The following is a 24,854-nucleotide window of genomic DNA, read 5'->3' on the forward strand; positions in this document are numbered from 1 at the left end:
TTGACCTACCTCCCCGTTGTCGTCGCGCCGAGTGGAGAGGCTTTTCGCGGGACGATTCTAAATAGACACGGGGCGCTGGATGTCTGAGCGGAGCCGAAGGCGTAGCGAGTTCAGCGCCGCCCGCGAAAAGCCTCGGAGCGAGGGAAACCCCGGCCCGCGCAGCGGGCCGGGGTCGCGGCAGTCGGGCGTGTTTCTTGGGTACTTCTTTGCACGAGCAAAGAAGCCAGTTTTTGATCAACAACGGGCGCGGTGCGCTCGCGAGAGAGCGCGTGGCAGGCGGCCCGACGAAGCCACCGCAAACACCGAACGCTGAACCATCCCCAGCCACAACATGGCAGGTGGTAGACCGAAGCCACCGTAAACACCCGATGATGCACCATGATCGCGGACCGCACGGCGGGAGGTCGAGCATGGCCGGCGGGAATGGGTCGTCAGGCGCGTGGTGGGGCGCGGGCGTCGTCGCGCCAGAGCCAGAGGATGGCGACGGTCAGTACCGCGATCACCGGCAGCATCGCCAGGTTCAGGCCATCCCAGCCCAGCGGTCGCAGTAGCGCACCGGCCAGCAACGAACCGGCGGCGACCAGGGTGAACACCGTCAGGTCGTTCACGCCCTGGACCTTGCCCTTTTCGCCGGCCGTATGGGTCGTGGTGAGCAGGGTGCTGCCGCCGATGAACAGAAAGTTCCAGCCGACCCCCAGCAGGAACAGCGCCAGCCAGAAGTGCGCCAGTGTCTCGCCATGCGCGGCGATGGCGACACTGAAAAGCACCAGGGCGTTGCCCATTGCGAGCACGCGCGTAAGCCCGAGACGCGTGATCAGATGGCCGGTGACGAAGGATGGGGCGAACATCCCGAGCACGTGCCACTGCATCACCAGGGCGACCTGGCCCATGTCGAAGCCGGCCTGGCGCATGGCCAGCGGGGTTGCGGTCATCAGCAGGATCATCACCGCGTAGCCCAGGGCGGCCGTTGTCAGCGCAACGACGAACCGGCCCCGGGGCATGATCTCGCGCAGGGGACGGGATATGGCACGTTCTGCTGCCGGCGGTGTTGGTACGCGTAGCCAGGCCAGCAGCAGCATGGCCAGCAGGGCGAGTGCCCCGAGCAGAAGGTAGGGACCGGCTTCCGGCGTCTGTGGCAGCAGGGCCTGGGCATGGTGGGCGTTCCACGGGCCGAGGAAGGCTGCGGCCACGCCCCCGGCCATGACCAGGGAGATGGCGCGCGGGCGGAAGGCGTCGCTGGCGACATCCGCCGCGGCGAAACGGTAGTACATCGCGAAGGCCTGGTAGGCGCCCAGCAGGAGATTGCCGAGCACGAAAATCCAGAAGGCCTCGGCGAATACCCCGACCGCGGCGATTGCCGCCCCGCCGAAGCCGCCGACGCCCGCCCCCAGCAGGAAGCCTGTGCGCCGCCCGAAGCGCTTCATGAACAGCGAGGCCGGCAGGGTGATGACCAGGGTCCCGATCATCATGGCGGCGACCGGCAGGGTTGCCAGCGACGGGTCGCTGGCCAGGCGCTCGCCGACCACGCCGCTCAGGGTCATCACGGTCACCGCGGCGATCAGGAACAGGGCCTGGCCGAGGGCAAGGATCAGGACATTCGCGCGCTCGCGCGGGGTGGTCTGGCCGGACATGAGATTCCTTTCGGCATTGGGCCCGGGCCTCATGGCCCGGTTCGGGTAACTGGGTCAGCGGCGCGGATGGAACTCGAGCACCGCCGAGTTGATGCAGTAGCGCAATCCGGTGGGCGCCGGGCCATCGGGGAAGACGTGGCCCAGGTGGGAGTCGCAGGCGGCACAGCGGACCTCGGTGCGCTCCATGCCCAGCGCGCGGTCGCGGTGTTCGTCGACGGCGGCAGCGGACACGGGGGCGGTGTAGCTGGGCCAGCCGCTGCCGGAGTCGAACTTGGCTGCGGAGTCGAACAGCGGCGCGCCGCAGGCGGCGCAGTGATAGAGGCCGTCCGCCTTATGGTCGTTGTAGGCGCCGGTGAATGGCCGCTCGGTCCCGCCCTCGAGGGCGATGTGATACTGCTCCGGTGTCAGGCGGTCGCGCAGTTCGGCGTCGGTCGGGCGTTGGGATGAGCTCATGCAATCTCCGGGTTGATGCTATTGTTTGCGAATCGAGAATGGGTCTTCCGGTGGACCGGGAAAATTATCCCCGGTTCTCGGCCGGGTGGCCAAAGACTGGACCGCTGGAGGTGGTCGTGGGTTGTCCCGATTGCGAACGTATCGATCTGCTGCCGGCGGCCTCCGGCACTCTTTACCTGGCACCGGTGCTGGCGCACACCCGCGCGGCCCTGCGCCAACGCATGGTGGACGAGCAATTGCCCTGCGCAGAGCCGAGCTCGGGCATCCTGGCCCTGCCGGTCAAGGGTGCCGGCGGGCTGGGCGAGATGCTGGTGCGGCTGGAGCAGGCCCTGAGCAGCTCCGAGCAGGCCGGTTGCCGCGCGACCTTCGTGCCGGAAGGCGAGGACTTCGGGCTGGCGCATCTGCAGGACACCCACCTGCTGTCCACGCTGATTGCGCGGCACAACGCGCGCGATCTCTCCGCGATCCTGGCCAACGACACCCTGGACTTCCACTTCCAGCCGATTGTGCATGCCGCGAACCCCACCGAGGTCTTTGCCTACGAGGCCCTGGTGCGCGCCTCCACACCGGGCGGCGACATCATCCCGCCGCTGGACCTGTTCAAGACGGCGCGCAATGCCGAGCTGCTGTTCCATCTGGATCGTTCCGCCCGGATCAATGCCATCCGTCGTGCCAGTGAGCGCGGGGTCCGTAGCCATCTGTTCATCAACTTCAACCCGACCGCGATTTATGACCCGGCCTTCTGCCTGGAAACGACCGTGCGCGAGATCATGTCTCGCGTGCCGGGCCAGCCGGGGCCCGCCGGCTTCGTGTTCGAGGTGATCGAGAGCGACCAGGTCAACGACATGGAGCACCTGTCGCGGATCGTCGAGCGCTATCGCCGCGCCGGGTTCCAGGTCGCCCTGGACGACCTGGGGGCGGGGTACGCATCGCTCAACATGCTGTCGCAACTGCGCCCGGATTTCGTGAAGATCGACCGCGAACTGGTCAGCGGGATCGACCAGGACATCTACCAGCAGAAGATCCTCGAAAAGATCATCGAGCTGGCGCGGGATCTCGATATCCGGGTCGTGGCCGAGGGCGTCGAGACCGTGGAGGAATGGCGCTGGCTGAAGGAGCGCGTGGATCTCTGTCAGGGCTACCTGTTCGCGCGCCCGGCCGCGGAGCCGCCGCTGCCGAACCACCCGGAGTCCTGACTACCCATCCGTTCTACCCCCGGGCGTTGGCGGTCATGGGTCCGAATCGCTGCAGAAGCACAAACAGGGCCGGAATCACCACCAGCGTCAGAACGGTCGCAGCCAGGATGCCGCCGATGATCACCGTGGCAATCGGCGAGAAACGTTCGGCCCCGACGGCCATCTCCAGGGCCAGCGGCAGCATCCCGGCGATGGTGGACAGGGCGGTCATCATGATCGGACGCATGCGGGTTTCCACCGCCTCGGTGACGGCGGCGTAAATGTCCCGGCCCTCGGCCAGTCGGCGCCGGGCCAGGTCGAGCAGGATGATGCTGTTGTTCACGACGATGCCGATCAGCAGGACGATCCCGAGCAGCGCCGGCATGGATACGTACTTTCCGGCGATCAGCAGTGCAGCGACTACGCCGATGAACTGCAACGGAATGGCGGCCATGATGATGACGGGGTGGGCGAAGCTGCGGAACTGCACGACCAGCAGCAGGTAGACGGCCAGGGCGGCCAGCAGCAGCGCCCGCATCATGTGGCCACGCGCCTCGTCGAAGTCTGCCTGCTCGCCGGCCAGCGTCGCCGGGTAGCCATCCGGGGCGGCGAAGGTGTCCAGGCGCTGCTGGACGTCGGCCACCACCTCGGACAGTGGACGCCCCAGATGGAAGCCGAGGATGTCCAGGGTCCGCTGTCCGTTTTCCCGCGTGACGATGCGCGGACCCAGGGTGTGTTCAAGGCTTGCGACCTCGCTCAGGGCGATCGGGCCCTCGCGGGTGGGCAGCAGGATGCCCTCCAGGTCTTCCGGATAGCGGCGGTCCGATACCTGGTAGCGCACGACCACGTCCAGATCCCGCTTCGGCGGCTGGCGGAAGCGTGTGGCCACGGCGCCGTCCATGGCCTGGTGCACCGCGCGGGCGATCGCGGTGCCGGTGAGGCCGAGCTCGGCCGCGCGGTCATGGTCGACCCGGATCCGCACCTCGGGGGTGTCGAGGGCCCAGTCCTTGTACAGGTCGGTAATGCCGGGGATGCCGGCAAGATGGTCCAGCAGCTCGCTCGCCGTGCGGTCCAGGGTTTGCGCCTGCTCGCCACTGATCCGGGCGATGATCGGGGCGGCGGTTGACGAGCGCGCGGTGCCGCCGAGTTCCCGGGGCACGGCGAGGGTCACGCCCGGGGTGGCCTCCAGGCGCTGGCGCACGTCGTCCATGATCTCCCACTGTGTGAGGGAACGTTGCGTCCGCGGCACCAGCGTCACCGTGATCTCGGCCTGGTTGACGCCCATGGCGCCGCGGTCGCCCATCGAGCGGGCGCCGGCTTCGTGGCCGAACTGGCTGCTGACATCCACGACGTATTCATGTTCGGCCAGATACCGCTCGACGGGTTCCAGGGTTGTCAGAGTGGTGTCGAGCCGGGTTCCCGGCGCCATGTCGACCAGAACCTGGAAGCTGCCCGAGTCGAAACGCGGCAGCATCTCGCTTCCGGTCATGCGGAGCATGCCCAGGCTGAGTGCCAGGAGTACGACCGCCACCACCAGCGTCGCCAGCGGACGATGCAGTGCCAGGGCAAGGACGTCCAGATAGAGGTTGCGGACCCCTCGCGCCGGCGCCTCCAAGGTCTCCCTCCAGCGCGGGGTGGTGGTCGACGTTGCAGGGCGCAGCCAGTAGGTGGCCAGCAGCGGGATCAGGGTGACGGCCATCACGAACGACGCGCCGAGGGCGAACGCCAGGGTCAGCGCCAGCGGACGGAACAGCTCGCCGACAAAGCCGCCCATGAACGTGAGAGGCAGCAGTACGCCGAGGGTGGTCAGTGTCCCGCCCAGCTTGGCGCCGAAGACCTCGCCGACCCCCTCGATGGCCGCCTGGCGCGGGGGCTGGCCCTCTTCGTCCAGGTGGCGGTGGATGTTCTCGAGGATCACGATGCCGTCGTCGACCAGCAGGCCGATGGCCAGGATCAGCGCCGACATGGTGACCATGTTCAGATCCAGGCCGGCCAGTTGCATCAGGCCGAAGGTCGCCAGGAACGCCGCCGGAATCGAGAGGGCGATGATCCCGGCCTGACGGAGGTCGGCGAGAAACAGCAGGACGATCACCATCGTCAGGGCGATGGCGATCATCACGGTCTGTGTCATGTCGGCGATGACCTTCTCGGTGAACACCGAATCATCGTCGGCGACGACGATGTCCAGCTCGGGCGTGACGTCGCGCAGGGGTCCCAGCGCCTCGCGGACCCGCGCGGCCACCTCCACCGTGTTGGCATCGTCCCGGCGCAGCACCTGCACGGCAATGGCCGCCCGGCCGTCATGACGGTAGGCCGAGCGCGGCTCACCGGGCTCCAGACGGATACGGGCGATATCACCCAGGCGCACCCGGGAATCGCCGTCCGCCTCCAGGATGAGCCCGCGCGCATCGGCCTCGCTTCGCAATGGCGCATCGAACCGCACGACGCTCTCGAGTTCACCGATGCGGACGCGTCCGCCCGGCGCCATGAGATTCCAGTCGTCGAGGGCCTCCAGTACCCGGGACATGTCGATCCCCAGGGCCTCGGCGCGCTCGGGGTCGAGGGCAACATGCAACTCGCTCTTGTGCCCCCCGACCACGTCGATCGCGGCGACACCGGGGATCCACTCCAGGGTTTCGCGGACGGCGTTATCGGCCTGTTCGCGGATCGCGTGGAGCGGCAATGTGTCGCTGGTCAGGGCGATGGTGATGATCGGCTTGTCGGCGGTGGAGAACTCCAGGATCTGCGGTTCTTCGATGGTGGCGGGCAGGTCGGGACGCAACCGTCCGACGGCGTTCTGGACGTCCACTGCAGCCAGGGCGCTGGTGATGCCGTAGTCGAATTCCACGCGCGCCACGGACAGCCCGGTCTGGCTGGAGGAGCTGATCCGGGTGACGCCGTCGAGGCTGGCAAACTCCTCCTCCAGCAGGCGTGTGAGTTCGCGGTCGACGTCCAGGGCCGCCATGCCGGGGTATGCAGTGATGACCGTGACAGTCGGCGGATCGGTGTCGGGAAAGAGCTGGACGGGCAAATCGAAGCGCGCCTGCAGGCCCAGGATCAAGGCGGCCGCCAGAAGGGCCAGCACCGTGTGCCGGTACCGCAGGAGGCCTTCGACCCAGGTCATCGGTCGCTGTCGTCCACGGCCTGCACGGGCCCCCCGTCGCGGACCCGCCGATCCGGGGTCACGATAATGCGGTCACCCGGGTTGATGCCCTCGAGAATCGCCTGTTCTCCATTCGGCAACGACCGTGTCACCACCTCCGTGCGGTATGCGTGTCCGTCTTCCAGCCGATAGACCCATTGGTGATCGGCGTCGCTCCGGACCGCATGTGCCGGTACCCGGATGACCGGGTCCAGATGGTCCAGGACGACCCGGGCCTGTACGGCCATGCCGGGGCGCAACGCCTCCGGCGGGTCGGGCAGGCGTGTCTCGAAGCTCCCGCTGCGCCGGCCGGCATCCAGTGTGGGGTGGACCCGGTCCAGCCGGGTCGTCACGGTGTGTTCCAGGGCGGGGATGGTCAGCTCCACGGCCAGACCGGGTTGGAGCAGCAGGCTGTCGCGCTCCGGCACGCGCAGGACCGCATGCAGGCCCTCGAGGCCGACCAGCTCGATCAGGGGCTGCCCCGAAACCGCCAGGTCGCCGGGGCGGACATGGGTGCGCCGCACCTGAGCGGCGAAAGGGGCCCGTTCCGTCGTGTATTCCAGGCGTTTGCGGGTCAGTTCCAGCGCCGACCGATTTTCGCGGAGCTGGGCCTCCAGTGTGGCGACGCGCTGGCGAGCGTCGTCGAGTTCGCTTTCCGGAATCAGACCCCGGGAAAAGAGGTCCTGCTGGCGATCGAGGTTGCGCCGGGCGGTTGCACGTTCTCCGTCCAGGCGCTGATCGGCGGCCTCTCGCTGCCGGACCTCCAGGCGGGTCTCGTCGGTATCCATACGCACCAGGACGCCATCCGCCTCGACCCGGTCCCCGGCATTCAGGGGGCTTTCCAGTACCTGGGCCGTGACCCGGGCCGAAATGGTGGTCTCGTCATGGGTCTCGATGCTGCCTCGGTACGCAGGGCTATAGAGTGTGACTCCGGTAGGTTCCGCGGCGATCGTGGTGACGGCCGGCGGTGGCACGGTGCGTGCGGCCTCGGGCGAAAACCGCTCCGACAGCCGGTCCGCAGCGCTCCAGACCGTCACCAGCACCACCCCGCCCAGCGCGAGGAGGCCCAGGGTCCGCCGAAGACCGCGACGACCGGATGGAGTCCGGGGTGCGTTCATGTTGTGCTCAGCGTTTTGGGGCGTCTTCCGGCGACAGGGCGCTGACCACCTCGTCCCGGAATGCGCTGTGGCAGGCGATGCAGGCATTTACGAGCCTGCCGTGGTAGCGGATGGACTTGTCCAGATCCTGGTCACGCGCCGCGTCGGCAAGCCCTTCGGCGGCACCGTGCACTCGTTGATCCAGCGCACGGAACTCGCTGACCCGGGACCCTACTGCCGACAGGACACGGCGACGTTCGCCGAGCGAGGGCTTCGGATGATCTGCGATCGCCTCGGCTGCCTCGGTGATGGAAGTGAAGTCCTCGACGAACAACGCGGACTGGACCCGGTTCATGTCGTCCGTGAGCCCCTGCATCACGGACTGGAAGGTATCGGCCGACGCAGTGCTAGCCAGGGGCATGGCGAGAACGGCGACGACCAGGGTGGCACGGGTGAAGGACATATCCAGTCTCCTCGGGTTAGTCGAATGTGTTCGGGTGCGGGCCGGGTGCCTGAGTCGGTTGGTCCTGCGGTGCTCGCAATGCAGGCTCCAGCAGTCGCCACAGCACGTCGCCCTGCTGGTCGAGCGGAAACTCGAAATCGGAGAGTGACCAGCGCATGACCAGCCCCTGGATCATCGCCACGATCAGGCGGGCGGTTTCGGCGGTTTCCATGTCCTGGCGAAAGCATCCCTGGGTGACGCCTTCCCGGAGCAGTTCCTCCAGCCGGGAGGTGTAACGGTCGATGATGTCGCGGACCACGGCCTTCAACTCGGGGTCTTCCAGGTGCAGGCGTTCGGAGAAGATCAGGCGCGGCAGCCCCTTGCGCCGACTGATGAATCGCAATTGTCGGGTCAGGAGGTTGCGCAGGCGGACGTCTGCCGAGCCGCGTCCGGACAGCATCGGTGTGAGTACGTCCAGGAGCCTGCGGCCGATGGACTCCAGCGCCGCGCGGAAGATCGCGTCGCGGGTTGGGAAATGCCGGAAGATCGTGGGCTGGGCGATGCCCACCCGATCGGCAATGGCCTGGGTGGAGACGTCCCGTGCCCCGCGTTCGGCTGTCAGGTCGAGTAGGGCCTGAACGATCTCTTCGCGCCGTTCGTCGCCGGATTTTCGTTGCATGCAAGTAAGTAATCGCTTTCGCTCTTTATGATGCAGATCGTATGAAGTTTATGGGGGGGGTGGCAAGTGGCTGGGGTGCGTGCACAAACGCACGGGTTTCCATAGACTCGGTGTTTATGAATCAGCTCCCGCCCGACGCCCGCAATCCGACGCTCGAATCCGCCTACCAGCTGCTGCACGATGCCGAGGTGCGCTATCGCGGGCGCACGGTGGGCACGGTGGCCAGCCTGGACGAGCGGGCGCCTGCGGAAAACTATGCCGACTGCTTCATCCGCGACTTCGTGCCCTCGGGGCTGGTCTATCTGCTGAACGACGAGCCCGAGGTGGTGCGCGACTTCCTCGCGCTGATCCTGCAGATCCGCGATACCCAGGAAGAGATCGAGGGCCATCGCCGCCTGCCGCGGGTGATGCCGGCGAGCTTCCGCGTGTTCACCGACGAGAACGGGCGCGAGTCCCTGGCGGCGGACTTCGGCGATCGCGCGATCGGGCGTGTGGCGCCGGTCGACTCGATGATGTGGTGGGTGCTGCTGCTGCGGGCCTACCAGAACCGCACCGGCGATACCGATTTCATCAAGAGTGCCGATGTGCAGCGCGGCATCCGCTTGATCCTGAGCATCTGCCTGCAGGACCGTTTCGAGGTCTTCCCGACCCTGCTGGTGCCGGACGGCAGCTTCATGATCGATCGGCGCATGGGGGTGTTCGGCCACCCGCTGGAGATCCAGGCCCTGTTCTACGGGATGCTGAAGGCCTCGCTGGCGATGCTCGAACCCTGCGACAAGGACTCGGAGCTCTTGTGCGAGCAGTCCGCGATTCGTACGCGGCAGCTGTCCGATTACATTCGCAATTACTACTGGCTGGATCTCGAGCGGCTGAACGATATCCATCGCTATCGCACCGAGCACTTCGGCCACGAGTCCGAGAACTCGCTGAACATCTATCCCGAGAGCATCCCCGACTGGCTGGTGGACTGGATCCCTTCGGAGAGCGGGTACCTGGTCGGCAACCTCGGCCCCGGACGCATGGACTTTCGCTTCTTCAGTTTCGGCAACCTGCTGGCGGTCCTGTTCGGGCTGGCCGACGAGCACCAGTCGCGTTCGATCATGCAGACCTTCGAGCAGCGCTTCGAGGACCTGATCGGGACCATGCCGGTCAAGATCTGCTATCCGGCGATGGTGGGCGAGGAGTGGCGCCTGTTGACCGGGTCCGATCCCAAGAATACCCCGTGGTCCTACCACAACGGCGGCAACTGGCCGGCACTGTTGTGGGCGTTCACCGGCGCGGCCCTGCGCGTCGGGCGGCCGGATCTCGCGCGTAGCGTGCATGCGGTCGCGGCCGAGCGCCTGTATCGCGATAACTGGCCGGAGTACTACGACGGGCGCCATGGTCGTCTGGTCGGCCGGCGCGCCAACTATCGCCAGACCTGGTCGGCGACCGCGGTGCTTGTTTCGCAGGGCCTGATCGACAACCCCGAGACCCTCAGCCTGTTCGACAGCCCGGAACCCGAGGTGCCATGAAAAAGACCCAGAGCAAGTCACGCGACGGTGAAGGCCTTTATCTCGTCCTGATCAGTGTCCACGGCCTGATCCGCGGACGGGAGCTGGAGCTGGGTCGCGACGCCGACACCGGCGGGCAGACGCTCTACGTGGTCGAGCTCGCGCGCGCGCTGGCCCGCCACCCGCAGGTCGGCCGGGTTGACCTGCTGACCCGGCGGGTGGTCGACAGCAAGGTATCCGCCGACTACGCCGAACCGGAAGAAGACCTGGGCGACGGGGCCCATATCGTGCGTCTGGACTGCGGCCCGCGGCGCTACCTGCGCAAGGAGAAGCTCTGGCCCTATCTGGACTGCTTCGCCGACAACGCCCTGGGGCATATCCGGCGGGTGGGGCTGCGGCCGGACGTGATCCACGGGCATTACGCCGATGCCGGGCATGTCGCGGTGCAGCTGTCGAACCTGCTGGGCGCACCGATGCTGCAGACCGGCCACTCGCTAGGGCGGGTCAAGCGCGAACGCCTGCGCGAGAGCGGGATGTCGGACGCCGACATCGAGGCGCGCTACAACATCTCCACCCGCATTCATGCGGAGGAGGAGGCGCTGGCTCATGCCCACCGCGTGATTGCCAGTACCCGCCAGGAGATTGGCGAACAGTACGCGACCTACGACAACTATCAGCCGGAGCGCATGGAGGTGATTCCGCCGGGCACCGACCTGACGCGCTTCCATCCGCCGAAGCGGGGCCAGCGCAAGCCGCCGATCTGGGCCGCGGTCCGGCGCTTCCTGGAAACCCCTGACCGCCCGCTGATCATGGCCCTGTCGCGCGCCGACGAGCGCAAGAACATCCGCGGCCTGTTGGAGGCCTACGCCGGGAATGACTGGCTGCGCGAGAACGCGAACCTGCTGATCGTTGCCGGTAACCGTGACGACATCGCCGACCTCGACAAGGGCGCGCGCGACGTCATGACCGATCTGCTCCTGCGGATCGATCGCCACGACCTGCATGGCCTGGTGGCCTACCCGAAGCACCACGACTCCGACGACGTGCCGGATCTCTACCGCCTGGTGGCCTCCAGCAAGGGCGTATTCGTGAACCCGGCGCTGACCGAGCCCTTCGGCCTGACCCTGATCGAGGCCGCGGCCAGCGGCGCCCCCATCGTGGCCACCAACGACGGCGGACCGGAGGAGATCATCTCGCGCTGCCACAACGGACAGTTGATCGATCCGCTGGATCCGGAGGGCATCGCCGACGCGATCCAGGCCATCCTCGCGGATCGTCCGCGCTGGCAGCGTTACTCGCGCGCCGGGCTCAAGGGCGTGCGCCAGCACTATTCCTGGGACGGCCACGCCGAGAAATACGTCAAGCTGGTGAAGTCGCTGACCCGCGAGGTGCGCCAGGAGCGCCACCACGAGCGCCGGGTCTCCGGCCACCTGGCGCAGATGGATCGCGCCGTGATCACCGACATCGACAACACCCTGCTGGGCGATGACAAGGCCACTCGTGCCTTCGTCGCCTGGCTCAAGCGCAATCGCAAGCGGGTTGCCTTTGGTGTCGCCACCGGCCGGCGCATCGATTCGGCCGCGGCGATCCTCGAGGAGCATGGCGTGCCCACCCCGGACGTCTGGATCACCTCGGTGGGCAGCGAGATCCACTACGGCACCAAGCAGACCGAGGATCGCGGCTGGGCGCGACATATCAGTCATCGCTGGGAGCCGGACCGGCTGCGCGAATGTCTGCAGCAGGAGAAAAATCTGGTCCTTCAGCCGGATGTGGACCAGCGCGCATTCAAGGTCAGCTTTTTCGTCGAGCCGCCCGGCAGTCTGGATGCGAAGACGGTGGAGACCCGGCTGTACCGCGAGGACCTGCACGCCCGGGTGATCTACTCGCACGACCGGTTCCTCGACCTGCTGCCGGTGCGCGCCTCCAAGGGCCTGGCGGTGCGCTATCTCTCCGACAAGTGGGGCATCCCGCTGGAACACGTGCTGGTCGCCGGCGATTCCGGCAACGACGAGGACATGCTGCGCGGGCGCCTGCTGGGGACGGTGGTGGGCAACCACCAGCCAGAGCTGGAGAGCCTGCGCGGCTTCCAGCGCATCTTCTTCGCCGGGGCCACGCACGCGCGGGGCCTCCTCGAAGGGATCGAGCACTTCGACCTCCTCAACCGCTGCGAAAGCCCGGGCGACGCCGAGGCCGACGAATAGCCCGCGTTTGCTAGCGCCAAGCGCGGGAAGGCCCGAAGAAGGGCCAAGGCCGTTGCGCCACAGAGGACTCGGAGATCGCGGAGTGGGTGGATGTTGCCGCCAAACCCATTTCGCTCTGCGGATTTGCGGGGACGGCCAATCACTTCCAGGCCATGCCCTTCCTGCACGAAGCGCATGGTCGCCTTTCGTGCCTTCGTATGTTTCATGGTGGATTGCCCTGGTGAGGCAGGGCGTCAGGGCACGGGCAGCAGCAGGGCGATCCCGGTGAGGACGGTGACGACCTCGAAGGCGCGCTTGACCAGGCGGTTGCCGTAGTGCTGGGCCGCCCAGGCGCCCAGATATCCGCCAACAAAACTGCCCACCAGTAGCGCCGGCAGCCAGTTCCACTGCACCGTGCCGAGCGTCCCGAGCATCAGGGCGCCCGCCCCGTTCCAGACCAGGCCGACCAGGACCATGGTGTAGGCGACCGCCTGGGTATAGTTCATGCCGTACCAGCGCACCAGCCACAGGGTGACCATCAGCCCCGTGCCCGAGGCCAGCGAGCCGTTCAGGATGCCGATCAGGAACAGACCGGCCGCGCCGATCAGGGCGTGGCTCCAGGAAAAGCCGATCTCGCGCACCACCTGCCCGAGCTGCGGGCGGCGCCAGGAGTACCAGCCGAGGCCGATGGTCAGCAGGCCCAGGGCGATTTCGCCGGCCCGCGGCGGGATCCCCAACACCAGCCAGGCACCGATTAACACCCCAGGCAGACCGGCCAGCAGGATAATGGCTAGGCGCCTGGGCGCGAATGTGCTTTTCTTGACGTGGCGCAGGCCGGCACCGGCACCCAGAGCCACGGATGCGATCTTGTGGGTGGCCAGTGCCACGGGGTAGGGAAGGCCCAGAAAAATCAGGGCGGGCAATTGCAAAAGGCCCGCCCCGCCACCGGCCAACGCGGAGAACCCGTTGGCCACGATGGCGATGAAGACGAGTCCGAGGTGTTCGAAAATGGTCATTTGGGGTGTGTGGAACGGGCAGCGGTCAGGGCTTTTTCGCCCGGCGCTGGCCGGTGCGTTGTTGCTAGGGCTCGCGGTCCCGGTCCAGGCGGATATCTACCGCTGGGTGGATGATAACGGGACCGTACATTATTCCAGCACCCCGCAGCCCGAGACCAGCCAGCGCGAACGCCGCATCTACGACTCCGAGGGGCGCATGCGCGAGATCCTGCCGGCCCCGATGAGCGCCGAGGAGCGGGCGCAGGCCGCGGCCGAGCGCGAGCAGGCGGAGCGCAACCTGGAGGCGACGCAGCGCGCGCGACAGGATCGAGTGGCGCGCGAGCACCAGTTGCGCCGGGCTTACACCTCGCTGGAGGAGATCGAGGAGCTGCGTGAGCGCCGCGAGCGTTCGATTGGCGGCAACGTCCTGCGCAGCGAGGCCCAGGAAAGGACCCTGTTGCGTGAACGCGAGCGCATCCGCCGGCAGCTGGACGGCGCCAATGAAAACTCCTCGCTGGCGGATCGTTACCGGGCGGAGCTGGATGAGCTGGACGCGCGCATTGCTCGCGAGCGCCAGTACCGTCGGGGCCAGCGTGAGCGCCTGTCCGCGATCCACGAGCGCCTGGATCTGGACCGCCGCGACTTTCAGCAACTGGTGCTGAATGGCCGCGTTAACGACTGATCAACGTCCCCACACCCTGGTCGGTCAGTAGCTCCAGCAGTACCGCGTGTTCCACTCGGCCGTCCACGATGTGGGTGGCGTTCACGCCACTGCGCACGGCATCCAGGGCGCAGCGGATCTTCGGGATCATGCCGCCGTGGATGGTGCCGTCGCGGATCATGGCATCCACCTCCGGCGCGGCCAGGCGCGGTAGCAGCGCCCCGCTGCCGTCGAGCACACCCGGGGTGTTGGTCAGCAGGAACAGCTTCTCCGCATCCAGCACCACGGCGAGCTTCTCGGCCGCGGTGTCGGCATTGATGTTGTAGGCCTTGCCGTCGCGGTCGAAGCCGATCGGGGCGATGACCGGGATGAAGTCGCTCTGATCCAGGGTGTGGACAATGCTCGGGTCCACGCCTTCCACCTGGCCGACATGGCCCAGGTCGACGCTGGGTTCGCCCTCGGCCGCGCCGTAGTCGCGCAACGGGGTCGCGCGGATCATCTGCCCGTCCTTGCCGGTCAGGCCGACGGCCCGGCCGCCGAAGCGGTTGATCAGCGACACGATCTCCTGGTTCACCAGCCCGCCGAGCACCATCTGCACCACGTCCATGGTCTCGCGGTCGGTCACGCGCAGGCCGTTGACGAATTCCGTCTCCTTGCCCAGGCGTTTCAGCAGTTCGCCGATCTGCGGTCCGCCGCCATGCACGACCACTGGATTCACGCCGACCTGCTTGAGCAGAACGATGTCACGCGCGAACGAGGCCTTCAGGTGGTCCTCGGTCATGGCGTTGCCGCCGTACTTGATCACGATGGTCTTGCCTGCGAAGCGCTGGATATAGGGCAGCGCTTCAATCAGTACGTGGGCAACGGAATGGGCCGTCTGGGTATCCATGGCGGGTCCGGTTGTCGGGTTTCGCAGCCGCGCAGTTTAGCACCCCGCCTTGCGGGTGCGTCGGGGCGGTCATGGTCAGCGTCTCCTTGAAGGTCGATTCGATATGCATGGTTTGACCGGTGACGCCGTGGCGGGTATAAAGCTGCGCACCACATACAACAAATGAAGGTGTCCCATGCTCTCGACCGAACAGAAGGCGATCATCCAGCAAACCGTGCCGCTGCTGGAATCCGGCGGCGAAGCCCTCACCCGTCACTTCTACGAGATCATGCTGCGCGACTACCCGGAGGTGCAGCCGCTGTTCAACCAGGCGCATCAGGCCAGTGGCGAGCAGGCACGGGCCCTTGCCAATGCGGTCCTGAACTATGCACGGCACATCGACCGACTGGAGGCCCTGGGCCCGCTGGTGGGCCAGATCGTCAACAAGCACGTGTCGTTGCAGGTGCAGCCCGAGCATTACCCGATTGTCGGCACCTGCTTGTTGCAGGCCATGCGCGAGGTGCTGGGCGAGGAGGTCGCGACCGATGCGGTGCTGGAGGCCTGGGGCGCGGCCTATCAGCAACTGGCCGACATCCTGATCGAGGCCGAAGAGGGCGTGTACACCGCGCACGAACAGCAACCCGGCGGCTGGCGTGGTGCCCGCGCCTTTCGTGTGGAGCGCAAGTTCCCCGAGAGCGAGGAGATCACCTCGTTCTATCTGCAGCCGGTGGACGGTCAGCCCGTTCCGCCGCACCAGCCAGGGCAATACCTCGGGCTGCGCCTGCTGATCGACGGCAAGGAGGTACGGCGGAACTATTCCCTGTCGGCGGCGGCGAACGGCAAGACCCTGCGCATCAGCGTCAAGCGCGAGCCGGGCGGTGTCGCCTCGACGTTCCTGCATGACCGGGTTCAGGAGGGCGACGTGCTGGATGTCTTCCCGCCGGCCGGCGATTTCGTGCTGCGGGCGTCGGATCGCCCCGTGGCCTTCGTGACCGCGGGAGTCGGGATTACGCCGGCGGTGGCGATGACCGAGGCGGCGCTGGCCGACGGTCGCGAGGTGCACTTTCTCCACTGTGCGCGACACGGTGGCGTGCACGCGTTCCACGACTGGGTGGAACGTCAGGCAGAACAGGTGTCCGGTCTGACGCGTCGTTATTGCTACAGCGAACCGCGTGCCGGCGACCAGCCGCACGCGGAAGGCTTCCTGACCCGGGAGCAGCTCGCCGAGTGGCTGCCCGACAGCCGCGAGGTGGATGTCTATTTCCTGGGACCGAAGCCCTTCATGCAGCAGGTGCGCGCCCACCTGCGCGGGCTGGGTATCCCGGACGACCGGGTGAACTACGAGTTCTTCGGGCCCGCCTCCGCGCTGGAGACCTGATGCGGTTGGGGTGCCGGGCCGGGGTCAGCCCCGGCCCGAAGACCCGAAGCCGCCCGCGCCGCGGGTGGTCTCTTCGAAGTCCTCGACCACGCGGAATTTCGGCTGGATGACCGGGACGATGACGAGCTGCGCCAGGCGCTCGCCGATCTCGAGTGTGTAGGCGCTCGCGCCCCGGTTCCAGCAGGAGACCATCAGCGGGCCCTGGTAGTCGGCGTCGATCAGGCCCACGAGATTCCCCAGCACCAGGCCGTGCTTGTGCCCGAGCCCGGAGCGCGGAAGGATCATCCCGGCATAGCCCGGATCCTCGATGTGGATCGACAGCCCGGTGGGGATCAGCTCGGCCGTGCCCGGCTCCAGCGTCAGCGGGGCCTCGATCATTGCCCGCAGGTCCACGCCGGCAGAGCCGTCGGTGGCCGGGGCGGGCAGCGGGAAGTCCGCGCCCATGCGTGGGTCGAGGATCTTCAGGTCAATCTCGGGGACGGGCATTCGGGGTTCCTTGGCAATGACTAATCTGTTTCGCGTGGGTTCAGGCGCTCGATGACCAGGTCGATCAGCGCGCGCGCCAGTTGGGCCTTGGGCTGGTTCGGCAGCGTGCGCTCGCCGCCCTCCCACAGGCACAGCAGCTCGTTGTCGGCGGTGCCGAAGGCGAGGCCTTCGCCGACGCGATTGGCCGCGATCAGGTCGAGCCCCTTGTTTCGGCGCTTGGTCTCGGCGTGCTCGCGCAGGTCCTCGGTCTCGGCCGCGAAGCCCACCAGGAACGGGCGCCGGGGGAGCGTGGCCGCCTGGCGCGCGGCGTCGGCGAGGATGTCCTGGGTGCGTTCCAGGGCCAGATGCATCGTGGGGTCGGATTTCTTGATCTTCTGGGCCTGTGGTTTGGCCGGGCGGTAGTCGGCCACGGCCGCCGCCGCGATCAGGATGTCGGTCGCGGGCAGGCGTTCCATCACCGCGGCGTGCATGGTGGCGGCGGTTTCGGTGGCAACGCCCTCGACGCCGGCGGGCACGGCCTGTGCGGTGGGGCCATGCACCAGGGTCACGCGTGCCCCGGCATCACGCGCGGCCGCGGCCAGGGCGAAGCCCATGCGCCCGGAGCTGCGGTTGCCGATGAAGCGCACGGGGTCGATGGGTTCGAAGGTGGGGCCGGCGGTGATCAGCACCTGGCGACCGGCTAGCGGGGCGTCTGCTGGCTGCAGCAGTTCGCGCGCGATCGCGGCCGGCTCGCGCAGGCGGCCTTCGCCCTGCTCGCCGCAGGCCTGGTCGCCGCTGTCGGGTCCGATCAGGGTCACGCCGCGTTCGACCAGGGTCGCAATGTTGGCCTGCGTGGCCGGGTGTGCCCACATGCGGTGGTTCATCGCCGGCGCCAGGGTGACCGGCGCGGTGGTGGCCAGCAGCAGGGTACTCAGCAGGTCGTCCGCCAGGCCCTGGGCGTAGCGGGCGATCAGGTTGGCGCTCGCGGGGGCGACCACGATGCGATCGGCCCAGCGCGCCAGGGCGATATGGTCCATGCCGGATTCGGCCTCGGCATCCAGCAGTTCGGTGCGCACCGGCGCGCCGGACAGGGCCTGGAAGGTCAGCGGGGTCACGAAGGCGCGGGCACCCGCGGTCATCACCACGCGCACCGCGCAGCCGGCGCGCTTGAGCTCGCGCACCAGCTCGCAGGCCTTGTAGGCGGCGATGCCGCCGCTGACGCCGACCAGTATCCGGGGCTGGGTGTCGTGTTCCGTCATGCGCCGGATTCTACCCCTTAAGGAGACGCTGATTAATTCGCACGTTCGCGCTCGAGTCGATTTTGCTCGATGACAAGGCGCGGCGAGCGAAGTGTAGCCGAGCTACATAAGCGAGCCGCAACGCCGTCAGCGGGCAAAATCGGCCGAGCCCTCAAGGGGTTGGCGCCCCATTTTCCCCGATTCTGCGTTGCGCCGCTTGACCGTAGAGTGACTACGGCACTGCGCACCGCGCCTTGTCTCGGAAAAAATGGGGCACCAACGCGGACGTGCGAATTGATCAGCGTCTCCTTAGCCTTTGTCCTGGCGCGCGGAGACGCCGGCGGTCAGGGCGTAGCGCATCGCATCCTCCAGCGGCAGGTCCAGCGGCTCGACCCGCTCGCGCGGCAGCATCAGGGTGTAGCCGCCGATCTGGTAGCTCATGGGCATGTAGACCGCGAGCGTCTCCGGCCCCCCCAGGTTGTCCGGCAGGCCCTCGAAGTCCTCGCGGGTGACAAAGCCGACCAGTTTGAAGTCGGTGCCGGGGAACGTGACGAGCACGGCCTTCCCGAAGCGCTGATGGATGTCGCCGGAGAGCAGGTTGGTGACGTCGCGCACGGTGCCGTGGATCGTCTTGATCACGGGGATGCGCTGCATCAGGCCCTCCAGCCAGTCGAACAGCCAGCGCACGACATAGGCCTGCAGCAACACCCCGAGGCCGAAGATCAGGCCGATGCCGGCCAGGATCCCCATGCCCGGGAAGTAGAGCAGATCCGGCAGGACGGCCTGCAGCAGGCCCCCGAGGACATCCTCGGCGGTGCTGCCCAGCCACCACAGCAGGGCCAGCGTGATCGCGGCCGGGAGGATCGCGGCCAGGCCGGTCAGGAAGGTGCGGGAGATTCGGCGCACAGCAGGCTCCGTGCAGGGGGGATCTCCGGAATGCTAACGCATTCGTGTCCGCAGCACGGTCGGCTGCCGGTCACGACTGCTCGGGGCGGCACTTCCGTGATCGGGTGCAGTCTATGAAATGGGTTTGAGCGGCATTTTTGCCGATACATTTTTGCCGATAGAAGGAGCGGACGATGAGCGGATGGACCGGGTTGGGTGTGCTGGCGCTGGTAGTCTCGGCGGTTGCCCTACCGCAGGCCTCCATCGCGGGGGAGTCGGACGCGGCCGCGCCCGAGGACTACGCGATGACGCCCGAGGCGGTGGCGCCGGGCGTCTATGCGGTGATGACGCCGGCGCGGGATCTCCCCAGTCGCGAGAACCTCGGCTGGAACGCGAACATGGCGTTCGTGGTGGCCGACGACGGCGTGCTGGTATTCGACACGGGCTCCTCCGAGACCATGGGTGTGGCGCTGCGCGAGGCGATTGCCGAGGTCACGGGTCAGCCGGTGCGCTGGATCGTGAACAGCCACAGCCACGGGGATCACTGGCTGGGCAACCACGCCTTCGCCGATTCCGACCCGGAGATCATGGCCGGTTCCGCCGCGACCGCGCGTATGGAGACGGAGGCCGAAGGCTGGGTCGAGAATTTCCGCGAGATGACCGAGGGCGCGACCGGTGACACCACGCCGCTGTTGCCGAATGTTGCGGTGGACGAGCGTATCACCCGTGACCTTGGCGGCACCGAGGTGGTGATTCTTCCCTCCGGGGGTGCCCATTCGCCGGGCGATCTGAGCATCTGGCTGCCGCAGACGCGGGTCCTGCTGGCCGGGGACGTGGTCTACAGCGATCGTGCGCCGTCGGTCTGGGATGGCGATGTCGCGCAATGGATCGACCTGCTGGACGAGCTGATCGCGCTGGAGCCGGCGGTGGTCGTACCCGGCCACGGTCGGCTGGAGGATGCGCAGACGCTGGCCCGGCTGCAGCGTTATCTGGTCACGCTTTGGGAGGGGATCGAGGAAGGTGTGGAACAGGGGCTGGCCGCTTTCGAGACCGTGCCGCTGGTGCGCGAGCGCATGGGTGACCTGATCGATCACTACCCCGGCTTCGACGACAAGATCGACCGGTCGGTGGCTACCACGTACCCGGATGTCGAGGCCGCGGTGTTCTGAATCCCCGTGTTCAGAACTGCCAGGTGGCGTGCAGCGAGCCGAACTCGGCCGCGCCCTTGGCCTGCCCGCTGAACTCGCGCGAGCGCCAGACATGGGTGTAGCCCAGGCGCACCCCGCCTACATGAAACACGACCCCGGCGGTGAGCTCGCCCACCACGGGGTGCTTGTCTACCGATGGCCCGTCACGAAAGACCGGACCGTCCAGGAACAGGTCGTAGAGCATGAGCCGCGTGTCGATACCGGCAAACGCATAGCCGCCGACGCGCGCGGTGGTCTCGAAGGTGTGGGTGCCGGACAGGGCCGGGCGGATCCGGGGCGGGCCGTAATCGCCCGGCAGGTTGCGCCCCGCGCGCACGATGGCACCGGCATTCGCGAAGGTGAAGGGGGTTCCGGCAGCCGCGCCCCAGTGCGGGGTCAGGTCGGCGCCCCAGCCGTTTGGCGTGCGGTGTGACCGGCCGCGCAGCTGGCGTTCGTAGGCCAGCATCAGCGTCGGTTCATTGCCGATCTGGTGATCCCATCCTTTTGGCTCCGGTGCGCTGGACCAGCTGTGGACCTCCCTCTGGGTGCGTTCGGCCAGGGAGGCCGGGCCGACCGTGCCCAGCGTGACCTGCAGGCGGTCCAGGCGGTTGTCGTGTTCCGCGGCCATGCTGAAATTCAGGTACAGCCAGCCGGCGTAGGGGCGATCATCCGGGTCCGGCGTCGTGCGCTCGATATCCTCCGGGGTGTACATGTTCTGACCCAGGTGGATCGCCGCCTTCAGGCGTTCGGGCTCCTCGCGACGGATGAAGAACGGCAGGCTGTCCGCCACAGTCCGCAGCCACGGTGGCACGCGTTCCTCGCTGCGCGTCCAGCCGATGCGAACCCCGTTGGTGTAGTAGCGATCCTCGCCCCCGAACAGGTCGTTCTCGAATTCGAAGTGCAAGGCATCGACGCCGCTACCGGCCAGGCTGGTTGGGCTGGCGACCGCCACGCACAGGAGTGCCGTGGCCAGCAGGCCAGCCTCTCTCCAGCGGGTGGAGCGCCGTCGGGATGCGGGGGTGTTCCGGTATGATTGGCGCATGGACCTCTCCAACCAGATCATCTTCCTGGCCGCGATCGTGCTGCTGGGGAGCATCCTTTCGAGCGTGATCACCTCGCGGCTGGGTGTGCCCCTGTTGCTGGTGTTCCTGGTCATCGGGATGCTGCTGGGCCCGGAAGGCCCGGGCGGTCTGGTGTTCGAGAATATCACCGTTGCCTATCTGATCGGCTCGGCGGCGCTGGCGATCATCCTGTTCGACGGCGGGATGCGCACACCGGCGCGCAATTTCCGCATCGGGCTGAAGCCGGCGCTGGGGCTGGCCACACTCGGGGTCATCGTCACCTCGGGGCTGACCGGGGCGTTCGCCGTGTGGTGGCTGGGATTGTCCTGGCTGGAGGGGCTGCTGCTCGGGGCGATTGTCGGGTCCACCGATGCGGCGGCGGTGTTCTCCCTGCTGCGCTCGCGTGGGCTGGAGCTGAAGAGCCGGGTCGGCGCCACGCTCGAAATCGAGTCCGGCTCCAACGACCCGATGGCGATCTTCCTCACCATTGTGCTGATCGAACTGCTGCTGATGCCGGAACAGCAGTTCGGCCTGGTGGTGCTGGTCGAGTTCGTCCAGCAGATGGGCCTGGGCGCGTTGCTCGGGGTGGGTGGCGGCTTTGCCCTGCTCGCGCTGATCAACCGGGTGCCGATGGCGGCCGGGCTTTATCCGCTGTTCGCCATGGCCGGGGCACTGGCTATCTTCGGGCTCACCGGGCTGGTTGGCGGTTCCGGGTTCCTCGCCGTGTACCTGGCGGGGCTGCTGCTCGGCAACCGACCGCTGGAGGCCTCGCAGAACATCAAGCGTTTCCATGACGGCATCGCCTCGCTGGCGCAGATCGGCATGTTCCTGATGCTGGGCATGATCGTCGCCCCGTCCGAGCTCCCGCCGGTGGCGCTGGACGCCGGCCTGGTCGCCGCCGTGCTGATCCTGATCGCGCGGCCGCTGGCGGTGTGGATTTGCCTCTACCCGTTCCGCTTTCCCTGGCGCGAGCAGGTGTTCATCTCCTGGGTTGGTCTGCGCGGGGCGGTGCCGATTATCCTCGCGCTGTTCCCCTTGCTGGCCGGGCTGGAACTGGCTGGCTACTTCTTCCACGTGGTGTTCTTCGTCGTGCTGATCTCGCTACTGGTGCAGGGCTGGACCGTCGCCACCTCGGCACGCTGGCTGGGGCTGGAGTTGCCCCCCACCACCGCGCGGGTGCAGCGCACCGAGCTCGACATCCCGGGGCAGCAGGAGATGGAGCTGGTCGGCTACCGTCTGGCGGAGACCACCCCGGTGGTGCGCGAGGCCTGGTCGAACTTCCGCTTGCCGGGCAGCGCACGGGTGGTGGCGCATCTGCGCAAGGGCAAATTGCTGGAGACCCTGGAGCTGCTGGATCTGCACGCCGGCGACCATCTCTACATCATGGTCACGCCCGCGGATCTGCATGACCTCGACCGCCTGTTCGTGCCCAAGGACGAGGTGCCGGAACGCCTCACCGAGCGCAGCGTGTTCGGCGAATTCGCGCTCAACGGCGACGCCCAGTTGGGCGCAGTCGGCATGGCCTATGGCGCCCCGGTCCCGCCCGAACGCCAGGGTGAAACCCTGGAGGTCTATCTGCGTCGCGAGCTCCAGGCCGAACCGGTCGTCGGCGATGCCGTCGATCTCGGCCCGATGCGCCTGGTCATCCGCGAGATGGACGGCGCCCGCATCACCCGCGTCGGCCTGAAGCTGCTGAAGCCTTCTTGAGTGTAAGTCCGGCGGTGCGAGGCCTGAATCTCTAAGGGGCCCTATTTTTCCAGCATGGCCTTCAGGCCGGCGAGGTGGGCGCGGGCGGTGAGCTGCTGGGTCTCGGGGTCCGGCGGCTTGGCGTCGGGCCAGTCGAGATGCTCCCCGGGGAGTTCGTCGAGAAAGCGCGAGGGCTCGCAATCGATGCTTTCGCCGTAGCGGCTTCGGCTTTGGGCGTAGGTGATCAGGAGGGTTTGCTGGGCGCGGGTCAGGCCGACATAGGCCAGGCGGCGCTCCTCCTCGATGGAGTCGTCTTCGACGCTGACGCGGTGTGGCAGCAATTCCTCCTCGAAGCCGACCAGGCAGACATGCGGAAACTCCAGGCCCTTGGCGGTGTGCAGGGTCAGCAGCTGTACCGACTCGTTGCCGTCCTGGGAATCCCGGTTGCGGTCGAGGATGTCCATCAGGCTGATGCGATTGACGATGTCGGCAAGACCCATGCTGCGGGTGTCCTCGGCCTCGTCATCACCGTATTCGGCCGTGGTGTTCGCTCCGCCCATGCGCCCGACCCAGTCGATGAATTCGCGCACGTTGTCCATGCGCCGGGTCGCTGCGCGCGGGTTGGGGCTGTTCTCCAACAGCCAGGATTCGTAGTCGATGTCTTCGACCAAGGCGCGTAGCAGGACGTCCGGGGACTCTTCCGCGCCGCGGCGCTGGAAGCCGTCAATCCAGTCAGTAAAGCGCTCCAGCCGGGCCTGGGCGCGGGCATCCATGTATTCGGAAAGACCGGCGCCGCGGGCGGCCTGCAACAGGGAGGTGCCGCGCTGGTTGGCGTAGTGGCCGAGCTTTTCCAGGGTGGCTGGCCCGATCTCGCGGCGCGGGACGTTGACCACGCGCAGGAACGCGGTGTTGTCGTCCGGGTTGGCGAGCAGGCGCAGGTAGGCAACCAGGTCCTTGATCTCGGCCTTCTCGAAGAACGACTGGCCGCCGCTCAGGCGGTAGGGGATGCCCTGCTCGCGCAGGAGCTTCTCGAACAGCCTGGACTGGTGGTTGCTGCGGTAGAGGATCGCGAAATCCCCCCAGCCCGCGTTGAGACGGAAACGCCGGCGCATCAGCTCGGAGACCACGCGCGCCGCCTCGGTGTCGGCGTCGGAGCAGCCGATGACCTCGATCTTTTCGCCCTCGCCAAGCGCACTCCACAAGCGCTTCTCGAACACGTGCGGGTTGTTCGCGATCAGCGCGTTCGCGGTGTGCAGGATGCGGTTGGTGGAGCGGTAGTTCTGCTCCAGTTTGATTACCTCCAGGCGCGGGAAATCGTCCTGCAGGCGCACGAGGTTTTCCGGGCGCGCGCCGCGCCAGGCGTAGATCGACTGGTCGTCATCGCCGACCACCGTCAGTCCATCACTGACGCCAACCAGCAGGCGCACCAGTTGGTACTGCGCGGAGTTGGTGTCCTGGTACTCGTCGACCAGCAGGTGGCGGATGCGGTCCTGCCAGCGGTTACGCAGCTCCGGATCGTCGCGCAGGCAGTCCACCGGGCGCTTGATGAGGTCGTCGAAATCCACCGCGTTGTAGGCGCGCAGGGCGTCCTCGTAGCGTGGGTAGAGGTTGGCGGCGGCGATGGCCTCCGGGGCATCGGTCATCTGGCTCGCCTCGTGCAGCGCCTCCGCCGGCGTCATCAGGTCGTTCTTCCAGCGGCTGATGTGGCCGACCAGTGCGTCCACCTCGGAGCCGGTGTCATCGCGGTAGGTGATCTCGCGCAGCAACTGCCGGCAGTCGCCCGGATCGAGGATCGAGAAGCCGGCACGCAGCCCGGCCGCCTGCAGTTCACGGCGCAGGAAATTGAGCCCGAAGGTGTGAAAGGTGGAGACGCTAAGCCCGCGTGCCTGCTCGCGCGCCAGGCGGCCCTGCACGCGCTCGCGCATCTCGCGCGCCGCCTTGTTGGTGAAGGTGATGGCAACAATGCGGCGCGCCTCGAGCCCGCGCTGCTCGATCAAGTGCGCGATCTTCTCGGTGATCACGCGCGTCTTGCCCGACCCCGCTCCGGCCAGCACCAGCAGTGGGTGGTCCGTGGTGGTCACGGCGGCCTGTTGTTGAGGATTCAGTTCAGACACCGGGGTGATCGATTCCTTCTCAGC

20 protein-coding genes are annotated in these 24,854 nt (G+C 67.3%); 7 read left to right on the top strand and 13 right to left on the bottom strand.

Features of this window, described 5'->3' with window-relative positions; all coding sequences use genetic code 11:
• Window positions 1-431: 431 nt before the first annotated feature.
• Together F622_RS0111920 and msrB are read right to left on the bottom strand one after the other, a co-directional pair.
• Window positions 432-1,631 carry an MFS transporter gene (locus F622_RS0111920; protein WP_019572051.1) on the bottom strand — a complete coding sequence of 400 codons (1,200 nt, stop codon included), beginning with the start codon at window positions 1,629-1,631 and terminating at the stop codon, window positions 432-434.
• 54 nt (window positions 1,632-1,685) lie between these two features.
• On the bottom strand, window positions 1,686-2,084 hold the full coding sequence (gene msrB / locus F622_RS0111925; protein ID WP_018176270.1) for a peptide-methionine (R)-S-oxide reductase MsrB: 399 nt from the start codon (window positions 2,082-2,084) through the stop codon (window positions 1,686-1,688).
• A gap of 116 nt (window positions 2,085-2,200) precedes the next feature.
• On the opposite strand from msrB, the gene F622_RS0111930 reads away from it, so the two are divergent.
• Window positions 2,201-3,280 (top strand): EAL domain-containing protein, encoded by a 1,080-nt coding sequence (locus F622_RS0111930; protein WP_018168400.1) that lies wholly within the window; start codon window positions 2,201-2,203, stop codon window positions 3,278-3,280.
• Between the two features lie 13 nt (window positions 3,281-3,293).
• Here F622_RS0111930 and F622_RS0111935 read toward each other — a convergent pair whose 3' ends face one another.
• The 4 genes from F622_RS0111935 to F622_RS0111950 are packed head-to-tail and all read right to left on the bottom strand — an operon-like array spanning window position 3,294 to window position 8,619.
• Window positions 3,294-6,383 carry an efflux RND transporter permease subunit gene (locus tag F622_RS0111935; RefSeq protein WP_018650586.1) on the bottom strand — a complete coding sequence of 1,030 codons (3,090 nt, stop codon included), beginning with the start codon at window positions 6,381-6,383 and terminating at the stop codon, window positions 3,294-3,296.
• Entirely contained in the window at window positions 6,380-7,519 is a 1,140-nt protein-coding gene (locus F622_RS0111940) for an efflux RND transporter periplasmic adaptor subunit (RefSeq protein WP_019572052.1), read from the bottom strand. Before F622_RS0111940 ends, F622_RS0111935 begins: the two co-directional genes overlap by 4 nt.
• A 7-nt stretch (window positions 7,520-7,526) precedes the next feature.
• Window positions 7,527-7,961, bottom strand: coding sequence for a cytochrome c (locus F622_RS0111945; protein WP_019572053.1), 435 nt, complete (start codon window positions 7,959-7,961; stop codon window positions 7,527-7,529).
• A 16-nt stretch (window positions 7,962-7,977) separates the two neighbouring features.
• Entirely contained in the window at window positions 7,978-8,619 is a 642-nt protein-coding gene (locus F622_RS0111950) for a TetR/AcrR family transcriptional regulator (protein WP_018176267.1), read from the bottom strand.
• A gap of 116 nt (window positions 8,620-8,735) precedes the next feature.
• Here F622_RS0111950 and F622_RS0111955 point away from each other — a divergent pair, with 116 nt between their 5' ends.
• Window positions 8,736-10,133, top strand: a complete 1,398-nt coding sequence (locus F622_RS0111955; protein ID WP_018168395.1) for a glycoside hydrolase 100 family protein — start codon at window positions 8,736-8,738, stop codon at window positions 10,131-10,133.
• A complete protein-coding gene (locus F622_RS0111960; RefSeq protein WP_019572054.1) occupies window positions 10,130-12,313 on the top strand; it encodes an HAD-IIB family hydrolase in 2,184 nt (727 codons plus the stop codon). The genes F622_RS0111955 and F622_RS0111960 overlap by 4 nt, the downstream gene beginning before the upstream one ends.
• Window positions 12,314-12,546: 233 nt before the next feature.
• Here F622_RS0111960 and F622_RS0111965 read toward each other — a convergent pair whose 3' ends face one another.
• Window positions 12,547-13,308 (bottom strand): sulfite exporter TauE/SafE family protein, encoded by a 762-nt coding sequence (locus F622_RS0111965; protein ID WP_019572055.1) that lies wholly within the window; start codon window positions 13,306-13,308, stop codon window positions 12,547-12,549.
• On the opposite strand from F622_RS0111965, the gene F622_RS0111970 reads away from it, so the two are divergent.
• On the top strand, window positions 13,301-13,969 hold the full coding sequence (locus F622_RS0111970) for a DUF4124 domain-containing protein (RefSeq protein ID WP_019572056.1): 669 nt from the start codon (window positions 13,301-13,303) through the stop codon (window positions 13,967-13,969). The two genes, F622_RS0111965 and F622_RS0111970, sit on opposite strands and share 8 nt — an antisense overlap.
• Here F622_RS0111970 and argB read toward each other — a convergent pair.
• Window positions 13,959-14,837 carry an acetylglutamate kinase gene (gene argB, locus F622_RS0111975; protein WP_018168391.1) on the bottom strand — a complete coding sequence of 293 codons (879 nt, stop codon included), beginning with the start codon at window positions 14,835-14,837 and terminating at the stop codon, window positions 13,959-13,961. The genes F622_RS0111970 and argB overlap by 11 nt on opposite strands.
• 175 nt (window positions 14,838-15,012) lie before the next feature.
• Here argB and hmpA point away from each other — a divergent pair, with 175 nt between their 5' ends.
• On the top strand, window positions 15,013-16,194 hold the full coding sequence (gene hmpA, locus F622_RS0111980) for an NO-inducible flavohemoprotein (RefSeq protein WP_018176264.1): 1,182 nt from the start codon (window positions 15,013-15,015) through the stop codon (window positions 16,192-16,194).
• Window positions 16,195-16,218: 24 nt separating this feature from the next.
• Here the strand turns inward: hmpA and dut are convergent, their stop codons facing one another.
• The 3 genes from dut to F622_RS0111995 all read right to left on the bottom strand — a co-directional run bounded on the left by dut (window position 16,219) and on the right by F622_RS0111995 (window position 18,803).
• Window positions 16,219-16,680 (bottom strand): dUTP diphosphatase, encoded by a 462-nt coding sequence (gene dut, locus F622_RS0111985; RefSeq protein WP_018176263.1) that lies wholly within the window; start codon window positions 16,678-16,680, stop codon window positions 16,219-16,221.
• Between the two features lie 20 nt (window positions 16,681-16,700).
• A complete protein-coding gene (gene coaBC, locus F622_RS0111990) occupies window positions 16,701-17,918 on the bottom strand; it encodes a bifunctional phosphopantothenoylcysteine decarboxylase/phosphopantothenate--cysteine ligase CoaBC (protein ID WP_018176262.1) in 1,218 nt (405 codons plus the stop codon).
• A gap of 288 nt (window positions 17,919-18,206) precedes the next feature.
• On the bottom strand, window positions 18,207-18,803 hold the full coding sequence (locus tag F622_RS0111995) for a DUF502 domain-containing protein (protein WP_018176261.1): 597 nt from the start codon (window positions 18,801-18,803) through the stop codon (window positions 18,207-18,209).
• 173 nt (window positions 18,804-18,976) lie between these two features.
• Here F622_RS0111995 and F622_RS0112000 point away from each other — a divergent pair, with 173 nt between their 5' ends.
• Window positions 18,977-19,951, top strand: a complete 975-nt coding sequence (locus F622_RS0112000; protein ID WP_018176260.1) for an MBL fold metallo-hydrolase — start codon at window positions 18,977-18,979, stop codon at window positions 19,949-19,951.
• Between the two features lie 10 nt (window positions 19,952-19,961).
• On the opposite strand, the gene F622_RS0112005 is transcribed toward F622_RS0112000, so the two are convergent.
• Window positions 19,962-20,921 carry a lipid A deacylase LpxR family protein gene (locus tag F622_RS0112005; RefSeq protein ID WP_018168382.1) on the bottom strand — a complete coding sequence of 320 codons (960 nt, stop codon included), beginning with the start codon at window positions 20,919-20,921 and terminating at the stop codon, window positions 19,962-19,964.
• Window positions 20,922-21,009: 88 nt separating this feature from the next.
• Here F622_RS0112005 and F622_RS0112010 point away from each other — a divergent pair, with 88 nt between their 5' ends.
• Window positions 21,010-22,737 (top strand): potassium/proton antiporter, encoded by a 1,728-nt coding sequence (locus F622_RS0112010; RefSeq protein WP_018144672.1) that lies wholly within the window; start codon window positions 21,010-21,012, stop codon window positions 22,735-22,737.
• A gap of 41 nt (window positions 22,738-22,778) precedes the next feature.
• Here the strand turns inward: F622_RS0112010 and F622_RS0112015 are convergent, their stop codons facing one another.
• A complete protein-coding gene (locus F622_RS0112015; RefSeq protein ID WP_018176258.1) occupies window positions 22,779-24,830 on the bottom strand; it encodes a UvrD-helicase domain-containing protein in 2,052 nt (683 codons plus the stop codon).
• Between the last annotated feature and the right edge of the window lie 24 nt (window positions 24,831-24,854).

Source organism: Thioalkalivibrio sp. ALMg3, from assembly GCF_000381225.1.
Taxonomy (GTDB): Bacteria; Pseudomonadota; Gammaproteobacteria; order Ectothiorhodospirales; family Ectothiorhodospiraceae; genus Thioalkalivibrio; species Thioalkalivibrio versutus.

Excerpts from the sequence above, each read along its gene's own strand:
- F622_RS0111920 (WP_019572051.1), bottom strand. The coding sequence starts at position 1,631 with ATGTCCGGCCAGACCACCCCGCGCGAGCGCGCGAATGTCCTGATCCTT.
- msrB (WP_018176270.1), bottom strand. The coding sequence starts at position 2,084 with ATGAGCTCATCCCAACGCCCGACCGACGCCGAACTGCGCGACCGCCTG.
- F622_RS0111935 (WP_018650586.1), bottom strand. The coding sequence starts at position 6,383 with ATGACCTGGGTCGAAGGCCTCCTGCGGTACCGGCACACGGTGCTGGCC.
- F622_RS0111940 (WP_019572052.1), bottom strand. The coding sequence starts at position 7,519 with ATGAACGCACCCCGGACTCCATCCGGTCGTCGCGGTCTTCGGCGGACC.
- F622_RS0111945 (WP_019572053.1), bottom strand. The coding sequence starts at position 7,961 with ATGTCCTTCACCCGTGCCACCCTGGTCGTCGCCGTTCTCGCCATGCCC.
- F622_RS0111950 (WP_018176267.1), bottom strand. The coding sequence starts at position 8,619 with ATGCAACGAAAATCCGGCGACGAACGGCGCGAAGAGATCGTTCAGGCC.
- F622_RS0111955 (WP_018168395.1), top strand. The coding sequence starts at position 8,736 with ATGAATCAGCTCCCGCCCGACGCCCGCAATCCGACGCTCGAATCCGCC.
- F622_RS0111960 (WP_019572054.1), top strand. The coding sequence starts at position 10,130 with ATGAAAAAGACCCAGAGCAAGTCACGCGACGGTGAAGGCCTTTATCTC.
- F622_RS0111970 (WP_019572056.1), top strand. The coding sequence starts at position 13,301 with ATGGTCATTTGGGGTGTGTGGAACGGGCAGCGGTCAGGGCTTTTTCGC.
- F622_RS0111965 (WP_019572055.1), bottom strand. The coding sequence starts at position 13,308 with ATGACCATTTTCGAACACCTCGGACTCGTCTTCATCGCCATCGTGGCC.
- argB (WP_018168391.1), bottom strand. The coding sequence starts at position 14,837 with ATGGATACCCAGACGGCCCATTCCGTTGCCCACGTACTGATTGAAGCG.
- hmpA (WP_018176264.1), top strand. The coding sequence starts at position 15,013 with ATGCTCTCGACCGAACAGAAGGCGATCATCCAGCAAACCGTGCCGCTG.
- dut (WP_018176263.1), bottom strand. The coding sequence starts at position 16,680 with ATGCCCGTCCCCGAGATTGACCTGAAGATCCTCGACCCACGCATGGGC.
- coaBC (WP_018176262.1), bottom strand. The coding sequence starts at position 17,918 with ATGACGGAACACGACACCCAGCCCCGGATACTGGTCGGCGTCAGCGGC.
- F622_RS0112000 (WP_018176260.1), top strand. The coding sequence starts at position 18,977 with ATGAGCGGATGGACCGGGTTGGGTGTGCTGGCGCTGGTAGTCTCGGCG.
- F622_RS0112010 (WP_018144672.1), top strand. The coding sequence starts at position 21,010 with ATGGACCTCTCCAACCAGATCATCTTCCTGGCCGCGATCGTGCTGCTG.